The organism is Candidatus Binatus sp. (genome assembly GCF_036567905.1).
Lineage (GTDB): Bacteria > Desulfobacterota > Binatia > Binatales > Binataceae > Binatus.
Genome location: NZ_DATCTO010000035.1, coordinates 25,496 through 37,353 on the forward strand (window position 1 = coordinate 25,496; position 11,858 = coordinate 37,353).

Here is an 11,858-nt window from a genome sequence, read left to right on the forward strand (position 1 = left end):
ACGCAGATGGCATTTGAGGACATCATCTACGAGAAGCAAGACGGGATCGCCACCGTCACAATGAATCGTCCGGAGGTCCGCAACGCGTTTCGCGGTCAGACCGTGGACGAGATGGTGGAGGCCTTCAGGGACGCCTGGCGAGACCATTCGATCGGGGTGGTGATTCTGACCGGCGCCGGCGACCGCGCCTTCAGCTCGGGCGGTGACCAAGCCGCGCGCAGCGGCGGAGGCTATCGCGGCGGGATGAACGTCGAAGCGCTGCACGAAGTCATCCGCGACATTCCAAAGGTGGTTATCGCCGCGGTCAACGGCTACGCAATCGGCGGCGGACACGTCCTCCATATAATCTGCGACCTTTCTATCGCGGCCGATACCGCCCGCTTCGGCCAGGTCGGTCCGCGGGTTGGCAGCGTCGATCCCGGGTTCGGCACCGCCTACCTGACGCGCCTGGTCGGCGAGAAAAAGGCGCGTGAGATTTGGTTCCTGTGCCGCCAGTATTCGGCGCAGGAAGCTCTGGAGATGGGCCTGGTAAACAAGGTGGTGCCCGCCGCGCAGTTGATGGACGAGGCGCGCGCCTGGGGGCGCGAGATCCTGGCCTTGAGCCCGACCGCGATCAGGATCGCCAAGGCCTCCTTCAACGCCGAAACCGACCACATCAAAGGCATCGGAGCGATGGGCGGAATCTCGCTGGGACTCTACTACCGCACCGAAGAATCCATGGAAGGACGCAACGCATTCATGGAGCGGCGCGCGCCGGACTTCCGCAAGTTCCAAAAGTAGCCGCGCGCGGAGAATCCGGCGCTTTGATGGACAGCTTTGACGCGCGCGAGTAGCTTTTGAATCGAGCGCGGCGCCGCCATGCTTCGAATTTCGGGCGCCTTGCCGCAGTGGGAGACCCCGGCCATGATCGACTACGCCCAATTCGAGAGCGCAATCGGACTTAACTGGTACGATATCGATCCCAACCTGCAGCTTCAGATGCGCCGGTTGCTCGAGCCCGCCGATTTCGACTGGCTCGAGCCTGAGCTGCGCAAGGTCGGGGCGCTGTGCGGCGGTCCGGTCGCCGCGCGCGCTGAGGTCACCGACAAGCATTCACCCGAACTCGTCAAGTTCGACCGCTGGGGCGATCCGCTCGACGAAGTGCGCCACCATCCCGGCGCGCTCGCCACCAAGCGCGACCTCTGGGAAGCCGGCGTAAGCGGCCCACGGCTGTACACTGAAGCGCGCCGCCGCGGCCGTCATCTGCCCGAGGTGATCCCGACCGCGCTCAACTACATGCTGTCGCAGGCCGAGATTGGGATGCTCTGTTCGGTCGGCATGACCAGCGGGGTGATCGGCCTGGTGCGCCGCTTCGCGCCGACGGAGGTGCAGCGCGAGTTCATGCCGCATCTCACCGCTGAGCACTTCGATGACGCGTGGGACGGCGCGATGTTCATGACCGAGAAAACCGGCGGCTCCGACCTCGCCACGCTCACCACCACTGCGCGCCGCGACGGCGATCGATGGATCCTGAACGGCTCCAAGTGGTTCTGCTCAAATGTCGATGCCAGCGCGATCGCGACGCTCGCCCGACCCGAAGGCGGCGCCGACGGACTGCGCGGCGTCGCGCTGTTTCTGGTGTCGCGCTTGCGCCGCGATGGCTCCCGCAACGGCATCTCCATTCGCCGCCTCAAGGACAAGCTCGGCACCCGCGCGGTGCCCACCGCCGAAGTCGACTTCATCGACGCCGAAGCGTCTCTGCTCGCCGGCAGCGGCGGCACGGCGAGCGACGGCCAGGGGATCAACCGCATGATGGAAATGGTCAACGACTCGCGACGCGGCATCGCCGTGATGGGCCTTGGCATCATGCGCCGCTCGTTCCTCGAGTCTGCGATCTTCTCGTGGCATCGCAGCGCGTTCGGCCGCGCGCTGCGCGATCTCCCGATGATGCGCGAGATGCTGGTGGGCATGATGGTCGAGCTGGAGGCCGCCGCAGCGCTGGTCTTCGCCTCCACCTCGGACGATAGCGCGCTGGCGCGCCTGCTCGTGCCGGTGGCGAAGTTGCGCGCCAGCCGGCGCGGGATCGAGTTCGCCTCGCAGGCCGTCGAAGTCCATGGCGGCAACGGCTATGTCGAGAACTGGCCGCTCGCGCGCCAGTTGCGCGACGCGCAGAGCAACACCATCTGGGAAGGCACCGAGAACATCATCTGCCTCGACATCCTGCGCGCGCTGCGCAGCGAGCAGGTGATGCAGGCCGCGTTCGGCGCGCTCGGCGAACGCGCCGAGACCGCAGGCGCCCTGCTTGCCGCCACGCGTGAGACGGTGGTTGGCGCACTCGGCGAAGTGCGTGAGGCGCTCGCGCATCTCTCGCGTCTCGATCGCGAGGTCGCGCAATTGCGCGCGCGCGTGTTCGGCAACTATCTCGCCGACGTCGCCTCCACCGCCTTGCTGCTCGAGGAAGCCGCCTACGAGCTCAGCACTTCCGGCAGCGCGCGCAAGGCGGTAATCGCCCATCTGTTCGCTGAGGCGCATCTCGGGCGCCATCCGATGCGCGGCCTGCTGTCCGACGATCGCACCGTACTCGATCTGTTCGATCCGATCGTATGCTACGGCGCGATCGAGCCGGCCCGCGCCGCGGTGGCGCTTCGCAGGGGCTAGCGCGATGACGCCAGCCGCAGGGCTTTGCTAAGCGGTGGCCCGGCGGGCAGGTTGATAATTGCACCACGGGTCAGTCGCGAGAAAGTCGCCGGTCAGCGCATAGGCACGCGAGCGCGAGCCGCCGCAGAAGGCGCTATACTCGCACCGCCCGCACCTGCCGCGCAGCGCGGCTGGGTCACGCAGCGTGCGGAAGAGCTCTGAGTCGCGATAAATCCCGGCCAAGCTTTGCGATCGCACGTTTCCGGCAGACACCGGCAGGAATCCGCTCGGATAGACCTCACCGGTGTGGGACACGAAGACAAAGCCCTTGCCAGCGTTGACGCCGTGAGGCGCAAGCCCAACAGTGTGCCCCGGCCCTTCCGAGCGCCGAAGCATGTCGGGCATCGCCACCGAGCCAGGGTGGCCCTGGTGCTGCTTGCCGCTGCTATCCCCTTCGTGTTGTGCGACATAGCGGCGGTAGTGGGGCGCCTCGGTCACCTTCACGATGAAGTGCGACTTTTTCTGAACCGCGTATAAGATCGCGAAGAGTTCCTCACACTGGCTTGCCGCGACGCCGTCCAGCTCCTCGCCGCGTCCCATCGGGACCAGGAAGAACACCTCCCAGAAGACCGCTCCAAGACGTTCGACCAGCTCAGCCATCTCGGACAGAAACGGCGCTGAACCAGCCCACAGCGTCGTGTTGATCTGTAGCGGCAGAGCACATTGGTGCGCCCATTCGACCGCCGCCATTGTCCGGTTGAAGGCCCCTGGCACTCCGCGGAAACCGTCGTGAAGGTCAGCGCGCGGATAATCGAGGCTCAGCGCCATCTGGTCCAGGCCCGCCTCCTTCAACTGGCGCACCACCGCCGAAGTAAGTGTTGGAGTTGCCGCGGGAATGGTTCCCATGCGCAGACCGAGCCGCTTGCCCTCGCGCACGAGGTCCAACAGGTCGGGACGTTTGAGCGGGTCGCCACCGCTTAGGATGAACACCGGAGTGCCCATCGCAGCGGTCTCGGCAAGCAGCGCGAAGCCTTGCGCGGTGGTCAGTTCGTCGCAATGGCGCAACGGTTGAGCCGAGGCGCGGCAATGGCTGCAGGCGAGGTCGCAGGCCTGAGTCGTTTCCCAGATAACCAGAAAGGGCGCTTTCGCGAAGTCGATCGAGGGCATCATGGATACTTCACCTATCGCTCTGAGTATATGTGTTTCCGCTCGCGCGGAACAGGTTTTGACCCGGCACCCCCGCCCCGAGCGGCGCAAACGGCGGGCTCGATTTGCACCCTCACGATTCTTTCCCCGCGACTAATCGTGCTCCGTCCGGGCCCCCCTTGCGGCGGGGTTCGCGCGGATCAGTTTTTAGGAGGCGCCGGTGTGCGCTGATGCGCGAGAAAGCGCGCGATGTCCTCGATTTCGACGTGCGTCAGCTTGCCCTCCGGTTGCAAGAACCCCGGCATCTTGGTCTTGCTATACAGGGACTTCGGATCCTCGATGTAGCGGTGGATGAACGAAACCGACCGCACCAGCCCAATCCCGCTCAGATCGGGAGCTTTGGCGCCGCCGTGGCCTGCCACCGTGTGGCACTTGCCGCAATTTCGGTAGAACAACCGGGACGCCTTTTCGCTATAGGGGCCACCGCCCTGCAACTCCTCAATGTAGTCGAACAGATCCGCGCTTTCCTCCGGCAACAATCCCGTCATTGCGGTGCGGTGGCCGGGCCGCACCACTTCGCCGGGCCGCTCGAGATGGACGACTATCCAAGCCTTGTCGTGCTTGAGGGGATCCAGCATCAGGTCGGGCCCGATCTTGCTCCCGCGGCCATTGACGGCGTGGCAGTATGCGCAATTCAGCGTGTGAAAGAGCCGGTGACCTTCCTCCACGGTCGGCCGCTCCGGCACGTACGGATTGAGCAGCGGCGACTCCGCGCCGATCACGGTCAACGCAATCACGCCGGCCAGCGCTGAGATCGCGAAGGCGGTGGCGATCGGGCGATCCAGCGGATGCTGGCGCATCCGCCGATCGAAGAACGGCACCGCCAGGAGGATCGTCAACGCAAGCCCCGGCAGCATGACTGCCGCGACCGCTTCCATGCTGCCGGGAAAATACTTGAGCGCCTGGAACAAAAACAGGAAGTACCAGTCCGGGCGCGGGTTGTAGCTGGTGCTGGCCGGGTCGGCGATCTCGCCGATCTCGACCGGATACATAAAGACCAAAACCATCACCACCGCAAGCGCCAGCAGCACGGCGACGGCGTCCTTGGCCAGATAAAACGGATAGAAGGACTCTCCCGCCTCTTTCTCGTGATGATATTCGTCGACCGCCCGGCTGCGCTGGGTGTCGATACTGAGCTGGGGGTCGAGGCCGAGCTTGGGATCGATGCCGAGCTTGGGGTCGGTCCCAAGCTGGGGGTCGAGGCCGAGCTGGGCGTTGATACCGTGCCTGCCGTATTCGGGATGGCGCTTGGGGGGCGCCGAGATGCCCTGGCGCACGACCATGAACAGATGCACCGCGACCAGCGAGAGGAGGGCCGCGGGCAGCATCAGCACGTGCATTGCGTAGAATCGCGTCAACGTCTGCGGCCCGACCTCGCTGCCGCCGCGGAAGAAGCGCACGATGTAATCCCCGATGTAGGGGGTCGAGCCCGCGATGTTGGTGCCGACCACGGTCGCCCAGTACGCCTTCTGGTTCCAAGGCAGCAGATACCCGGTGAATCCGAACAGCATCACGATCAGGAACAGGACGACGCCGGTAACCCAGGTCATCTCGCGCGGATACTTGTAACTGCCCGAGAGAAAAGTGGTCACCATGTGGGCGCCGATCACCACCACCATCGCGGTTGCGCCCCACGAATGAAGCCCGCGGATGAACTGGCCGAAGGGAGCGCGCGTCGAGATATAACGCGCGGCGTCGAAGGCGTGATCGGGGCTGGCCACGTAGTTCATCGCCAGCATCATCCCGGTTACTGCTTGAAGGATGAAAAAGAACAGCAGCACGCTGCCGAGCGTGTAGATCCACTCGACCAGCGGGCTGCTCTTGGGAATGTTGCGATCGAAGAGCGCCACGCGGATCGCCCGCGTGCTGAGGCGCTCGTCAAACCACTTGCTTAGTTGGAGTCGGGACCACATAAAGGGCGCCCTCGCGGACCTCATACGCGTAAATGTCCAGCGGACGCGGGGGAGGGCCGCTGACCACCTTCCCAGTCAGGCTAAATACGCCGGCATGGCAGGGACAGAAGAACTGCTTGGACTCCTCCACCCATCGGTAAGCGCATCCCAAGTGCGTGCAATGCGGATCAAAAACGTAGATTTTGTCCGGCACCCGCACCACCCAGGCGGTGACCGCCGAATCCTCCGTCACCCATCCCTCGGACACGCGCCGTGCGACCTCGATCCGTTGGGGAAGGTTGAGCGGAAGGTCGTCGACCTTTCCCAAGCGCACCCAATCCTTGCTCTCGCTCGGCCGCAACAGCGGGGCGATCAGATAGGAAACGATGGGCGCAGCGATACCGGCGCTGACAATTCCCATCGCGCCCCAGAACAGACGCGTCAGGAACCGTCGTCGCGGTTCGTTCTCGATAACTTCGCCAGCTTCCGAGACTGCAAATTGTGCGCGATTACCGTCGGGCACGGCTCGCCGCGCTCACTTTTTGCAGAAGGTGCGGACGTAAGCGACCAGCCCGCGAATCTCGTCGTCGTCGTAGGCCTTGCCGAAGTCGGCCATGTCCTTGCTCTTGCCGACCGACTTGCCGCCGTTTTTGATGACGTTGAAAAGATAATCGTCGCTGAGCTTGGTCATCACTGCGCAATTGGTATAGTCGGCGGGCTTGTTCTTCAGTTCGGCGGCCTTTTTACCGTCGCCTTTACCCGACTCACCATGGCAGTCTGCGCACGAATCCGAAAAATTACTGGCCGCGGCCTTCATATCGACTTCAGCGGCGCGGGCCGGGGTTGAGGTCAACGCCGGTGCTAAAATCATCGCTACTGCCGCCGCCAAGGGCATCCAGCTCCAGCCCTTCGATCGAATTTTGGCCGGTGAACTTTCTGACATGACCATTCTACTTCTCTACTCCTTCTTTTATTTAGAACGTTTCGCGTCGCGATCAAGCATCGCGACGAAAATCCACGAGTTTAATCGGTTGATACGCTATGGTTAGGGAATCGAGGATAGCATGTTCCGGTTCCCCCAGTACATTAGGCTCCCTTCATCCGCGTACTCTAAAGCATCAGCAATCAACATTTATTCCAAGTGTTTGTCAACCGTAATCGAGCTTCCCCGGCCCGCGACTTCCTCCGGTGGTCCTTGACGCTGCCGGGCCACCTGCCAAAATCTCCACGCGAGCGCGGCATTTGGCCGCCGCGCGGCTGCGTGCAGCCGTTGAAATCAGCACCAACGCCGCAGCCACCGCGCGCCACCTGCCCACGGCGGCGCGGTGACCTCCGCTTACTTCGGCTTGTCGCCGCCGCCCGCCAGCTTGCGAAAGGGCTCGAGCAGATCGATTGGGAGCGGAAAAATCGTGGTTGAATTGTGCTCGGTGGCGATCTCGGCCAGCGTCTGCAGGTAGCGAAGCTGGAGCGTGATTGGGCTTTTGCTCATGATTTCCGCCGCCTCGGACAGGCGCTTCGCGGCCTGAAATTCGCCCTCGGCCGCGATAACCTTGGCGCGCCGTTCGCGCTCGGCCTCGGCCTGGGCGGCGATCGCGCGCTGCATGTCCTGCGGCAGGTCGATGTTCTTCAGCTCGACCAGTATGACCTTGATTCCCCATGGCTCAGTGTGGGCATCGATGATCGACTGGATGCGCGCGTTGACTTTGTCGCGCTGGCTTAAGAGTTCGTCGAGTTCGGTCTGTCCGCCCACGGAGCGCAGGGTGGTCTGCGCGAGCTGCATGGTGGCGAAGAGGTAATTTGCCACCTCGGTGACCGCACGCGACGGATCGCTCACTCGGAAGTAGAGCACCGCGCTGACCTTGACGGTCACGTTGTCCTTGGTGATAACGTCCTGCGGCGGGACGTCGAGCACGACCGTACGCAGATCGATCCGGACCATCCGCTCAATCAAGGGGATCACGTAAATTATACCCGGGCCGCGGTAGCGCATGAGCCGCCCGAGGCGGAAGACCACGGCGCGTTGGTATTCATTAAGGATTTTGACGCCGCTCAGAATAAAGATTACGACGATGAGGGCGATTACACCGGATACCATTGCGATTCTCCTTGTGCGATAGCGGCGTTCATGATCTGGTGCTCCAGTTCAATAGGTTGCTGGAATTTAATCCGCGCCAACATACGGCGAGCAGGCCGCAAAAACAAGCCTGCGCGCGCCGTGACAGAAATGTTGTAAACCTTGGTCATCGGCCTACTCGGTCCAAAAGGCGATCAGGGTAAGCACCAGCAGGGAAAAGCCGATTCCGACCGAAATAACCGCGATCAAGCGGGCGAAATTGTTGAGCCAAAGGGGAGGCGGGTCGGCGCGCATCGCTTCGAGGGCGCCGGACTCGCCAAGCCGCGAATAATCCAGGGGGCGTTCGTGCTGGTATTCCCCAGCGGTCACGCGGCCGGTAAATATCACCGAGTCGAGCGGAAATTCCTCAGGGCGCAGGTGGGAATTAAAAAAGTGGACGACGAAGATGAACCAGACGGCGAGCAGAGCTTCCTCACCGTGAATCAGGAGCGCGATATTGAGCATGTAGCCGGGCACGAAGCGGGCGAAGAAAGGTCCGAACCACATCATGTAGCCGGTGACGCCGATAATCGCCATTCCCCAGAACACCGCCCAATAGTCGAACTTCTCCCAGTAGGCAAAGTGGTCGAATTTGGGCCGCGGACCCATCCAAAGAAACCAGCGCAACATCTCAAGAAGGTCAGCGGCGTCCTTGGGCTGCGGAGTCATCGAGTATGGCCCCCAAAAAAGGCCCCGATCCTTCTTTATCACCGCCCTGAAGAGGATATCTCCAATATGGTAGAGGAAGCCGGCTGTTATGAGCACCGCACAGAGCTTATGCAGAGATAGGACCGCGGTGAATCCGCCAGCGGCTTGCGCCAGCCACTTTGCCCAACCCCGCTCACTGAACCGCAGGGTCATTCCGGTGGCGGCAAGGCCCAGAAAGGTTATGATCACCAAGCCGTGCAGGTAGCGCTGCCCCAGCGAGAAACGAAAATAATAGCGGTCTGAATCGTTACTATTCACCGCTCACTCCATTGTCATTCCCCCGCGACCCGCCAACCGACGACCGCGCAAGCCATAGCGCCGTGTGCAGGCCGAAGAAGACGAAAACCACCAAAAGCAGTAAGTTCATGAAGAGGGCCGCGTAATATAAACCCGGGTTCTGCTTCCGGTCGTGCGGATTGGGATGTGGCTCGTAGCTGACAAAGCTCGCCGCTGCGCCGTGGTGGCACTTGCCGCAGGTGGCCGGGAGGTTGGCCGGCGCCACCTTGGACTTGGGATTGGAGGCCCGAAGAATTAAGTGATTGCCATGGCAACTCCAGCACCGTGCCGTGGCGACGAAGCCGAGCTCCGTCACCTGGCCGTGGAAAGTATCGCGGTAGCTTTGCAACCTCGTCTTGTGACAGTTGCCACAGGTGGCGACGGTTTTGAGTTGCCAGGTCTTAACGTCCACCTGGGCAATCTGATGCGCCGTATGGCAATTCGTGCATACCGGAGCATTCGCGCGTCCGGCGACCATCGCCATGCCGTGCGCTCCGGCAAGGTATTCGACTTGGACGCCGGCATGGCACGCGCCACAGGTGGCAGGCACATTTTTAGGGAAGGTCCGGCTCTTTGGGTTCTTTCTGCTGAGAATATCGTGCGCCCCATGGCAACTGGCGCAGGTGGCGGCCACCAGGAGTCCGTCGCTGGTCAGGGCGAAGCCGTGAATCGAATCCATGTAAAGCGCGTACACGTCCGGAAAGCCATATTTCTTGGCAAGCTCGGGGTTACCGTGGCATGTGCCGCAGGTGCGCGGCAGGTTAAGCGGGTAGACTCGCGACTTCGGGTCAGTCTTAGCGAGTATGCCGTGGGGGTTTCCGTGACAATCGAGGCAGGCCGGAAAGCGCTGCTTCGTCTCCCGCTTGGCGATTGCGTGAACGCTGCCCGCATAGGCCGAAGTTTGGCTCGGGTGGCAGCCGGCGCATGAAACCGGCTTGACCGAATCGGGATGTGGAAAGGCATGGATGTCAGAATGGCAGGCGACACAACCCACCGTCGAATGGACCGAGGGCTGGTATATCTCCGCATTGACGTACACGCTAACCGCCCGCGCCTGCAACTTGGCGCTGGCCTTCAGATTATGGCAGCCCAGGCAATCCTTATCGCTGAGCGCCTTGGTCGTGGAAGCGGCCTTCGTCGCGGCAGCGTCCTTTGTCGCGGCAGTATCCTTCGTCGTGGCAGCGGCCTTCGTCGCGGCAGCGTCCTTCGTCGTGGCAGCGGCCTTCGTCGGAGCGGCCTGCGCCATCGCAACCGCGGACAGCAGCAATGCCGCAATAGCGCACGTGGTGCGCCCGAAGCCGCTAACCATCCGCCGTGAGCTAACCGTCCGTTTTGATCCGTGCGCCATTTGTCCCTCTCGCCCGCGCCGATTCGCCTACAGCACGCCTCCGGTGTGACAGGTGCTGCAGGTGGTGTCGCCTACATCGATCGGATGCTTGAACTCGGCGACACTGGTGGGAGTTGCAAGGACCGTGTGACAGGAATCGCATGCCTGGGGTATCACCCGGCCATCGGCGCTGACGTGCTGCCCGTCGTGACAGCGGAAGCATCCCGAGTAATAAAGGTGGCCGATGTTATCGGGATGCGTGCGCCAGTCAACCCGCATGAATGGAAACATATTTTTTTTGTAGATCTGCTGCACGGCGGCGATGGCAGCCCGGATTTGCGGCCACTTCGCGGCATAAATCGGGGCATAGCGATTGCGGTAAAAGGTGTCGAGGGCGGTTGCGATTCCCTCGGCCGCCTGTTCCGGCGAGGTGTACCGCTTGACCAGGGCCTTGACCGCCTGCCTCTTCAAGAAGGGAAGCGTAGGGTCGATCTGGCCGCCCTCGAACGCCGCGTCGACCGCCTGATCGGGCGGAAGAAACTTATGGGAGGGGCGGGCATGGCAGCTCACGCAGTCCATCCTCTGGGTGGGCATCGCCGCGATCTGCTGTGGGGTCAGCGAACTGCCCTTGGCCAGGTATTCCGTGGTTCTTCCGTCAGGGGTCGTTACTTTTACCCAGGGAATCACCTGGGACTGCTTGTCAGTAGCCGCGAACCATACTTGGTTGGCGATGTTCATGTGCCAGTGGATTCCGGTGGCGCGGCCGAACTCGGCAGATCCTCCTCCGGTCTTGATCAGCATCTGGATGCGCGTGGGCGTGTTCTTCTCGTCGTAGCCGTAATGCGCGAAGACCTTGAGTTGCGCGCCGTAGAACTTCTGCGGCCAATGGCATTGCTCGCAGGCTGCCTGCACCGGGCGCAAATCCTTGATCGGGGTTTCAATCGGTCTGGGGTACTTGTTGAACATTACCGCATAGACCTGATAGGCACCCGACAGCTTGGAGCGAACAAACCAAGTGGCGCCGGGTCCGACATGGCAGCCCGCGCATGGGACCCGCGCGTGCGGCGAATCCTCGTAGGCAGTATATTCCGGCTTCATCGGCACGTGACAGGTCTGGCCGCAGAACATCACCGAGTCCGTGAACTGGTAGCCTTGGTAGCTTGCCACCATGCTGAGAACCACGAAAAACAACGAAAAGCCTGCCGCGGCGAAAAAGCCGCGCCGAATCGAAGGCTCGTTGAGATCGAGCTTGGGAAAGGCCGGCAACTCTCCCGGCAAAAACTTCCGGCGCCGCCGCCGTTCGAGTAGCATTCCGACCGGAATCAGCAACAGGCCGAATATCATGATGGCCGGACCGATCAGGTAGGCAAAAATGCCGACGTAGGGGTTCAACTCCACCCCCAACACCGTCATGCCAACCAGGGACAGCAAGTCCGCCAAAACGATGATGGCGATGATCAGGCCAGCGATGCTCAGCCGATTGCGAGCCAAACTTGGCAATAGGCGCTCGGCTGCGGCGCCATTTTGCCGTTCCGGGCGCTCCGGTTCCGGCGCGCCCGGCTCATCTCCGCTCGTTTGCATATTCCACCTGCGTTGCTTCTTTCTGGAATCTAAGGAAGCGACGCCCGGTTTCCGAGCGGCAAGCGGTCCGATCCCGGGGATCGGACCCGCTTGTCCTGGGTCGCTCTGTGGTGAGGTTCAGCCGGTTACCCGTGCGAAA

Annotated in this window: 11 protein-coding genes; 2 read left to right on the forward strand and 9 right to left on the reverse strand. The window is 62.4% G+C overall.

Annotation, left to right across the window (positions count from 1 at the left end; translation table 11 throughout):
* Window positions 1–6: 6 nt before the first annotated feature.
* Together menB and VIO10_RS05065 are read left to right on the forward strand one after the other, a co-directional pair.
* Window positions 7–780 (forward strand): 1,4-dihydroxy-2-naphthoyl-CoA synthase, encoded by a 774-nt coding sequence (gene menB, locus VIO10_RS05060; protein WP_331960315.1) that lies wholly within the window; start codon window positions 7–9, stop codon window positions 778–780.
* A 78-nt stretch (window positions 781–858) separates the two neighbouring features.
* Complete coding sequence (locus VIO10_RS05065) at window positions 859–2,637, forward strand: acyl-CoA dehydrogenase family protein (RefSeq protein ID WP_331960318.1); 1,779 nt, start codon at window positions 859–861, stop codon at window positions 2,635–2,637.
* 27 nt (window positions 2,638–2,664) lie between these two features.
* On the opposite strand, the gene VIO10_RS05070 is transcribed toward VIO10_RS05065, so the two are convergent.
* The 9 genes from VIO10_RS05070 to VIO10_RS05110 all read right to left on the reverse strand — a co-directional run bounded on the left by VIO10_RS05070 (window position 2,665) and on the right by VIO10_RS05110 (window position 11,638).
* Window positions 2,665–3,783 carry a TIGR04053 family radical SAM/SPASM domain-containing protein gene (locus VIO10_RS05070; RefSeq protein ID WP_331960321.1) on the reverse strand — a complete coding sequence of 373 codons (1,119 nt, stop codon included), beginning with the start codon at window positions 3,781–3,783 and terminating at the stop codon, window positions 2,665–2,667.
* Window positions 3,784–3,962: 179 nt separating this feature from the next.
* Window positions 3,963–5,735 (reverse strand): cytochrome b N-terminal domain-containing protein, encoded by a 1,773-nt coding sequence (locus VIO10_RS05075; RefSeq protein ID WP_331960324.1) that lies wholly within the window; start codon window positions 5,733–5,735, stop codon window positions 3,963–3,965.
* A complete protein-coding gene (locus VIO10_RS05080; RefSeq protein WP_331960327.1) occupies window positions 5,701–6,237 on the reverse strand; it encodes a ubiquinol-cytochrome c reductase iron-sulfur subunit in 537 nt (178 codons plus the stop codon). Before VIO10_RS05080 ends, VIO10_RS05075 begins: the two co-directional genes overlap by 35 nt.
* Before the next feature lie 12 nt (window positions 6,238–6,249).
* Window positions 6,250–6,657, reverse strand: coding sequence for a cytochrome c (locus VIO10_RS05085; RefSeq protein ID WP_331960330.1), 408 nt, complete (start codon window positions 6,655–6,657; stop codon window positions 6,250–6,252).
* Between the two features lie 393 nt (window positions 6,658–7,050).
* The gene (locus VIO10_RS05090; protein ID WP_331960333.1) at window positions 7,051–7,809 is read right to left on the reverse strand and encodes a slipin family protein; all 759 of its coding nucleotides are present in this window, start codon (window positions 7,807–7,809) and stop codon (window positions 7,051–7,053) included.
* Window positions 7,794–7,958: a hypothetical protein gene (locus VIO10_RS05095; RefSeq protein ID WP_331960335.1), complete on the reverse strand. Its 165-nt coding sequence runs from the start codon at window positions 7,956–7,958 to the stop codon at window positions 7,794–7,796. The genes VIO10_RS05090 and VIO10_RS05095 overlap by 16 nt, the downstream gene beginning before the upstream one ends.
* Before the next feature lie 4 nt (window positions 7,959–7,962).
* A complete protein-coding gene (locus tag VIO10_RS05100) occupies window positions 7,963–8,793 on the reverse strand; it encodes a hypothetical protein (RefSeq protein ID WP_331960338.1) in 831 nt (276 codons plus the stop codon).
* Window positions 8,786–10,159 carry a hypothetical protein gene (locus VIO10_RS05105; protein WP_331960341.1) on the reverse strand — a complete coding sequence of 458 codons (1,374 nt, stop codon included), beginning with the start codon at window positions 10,157–10,159 and terminating at the stop codon, window positions 8,786–8,788. Before VIO10_RS05105 ends, VIO10_RS05100 begins: the two co-directional genes overlap by 8 nt.
* A gap of 27 nt (window positions 10,160–10,186) precedes the next feature.
* Entirely contained in the window at window positions 10,187–11,638 is a 1,452-nt protein-coding gene (locus VIO10_RS05110) for a NapC/NirT family cytochrome c (protein ID WP_331960344.1), read from the reverse strand.
* Between the last annotated feature and the right edge of the window lie 220 nt (window positions 11,639–11,858).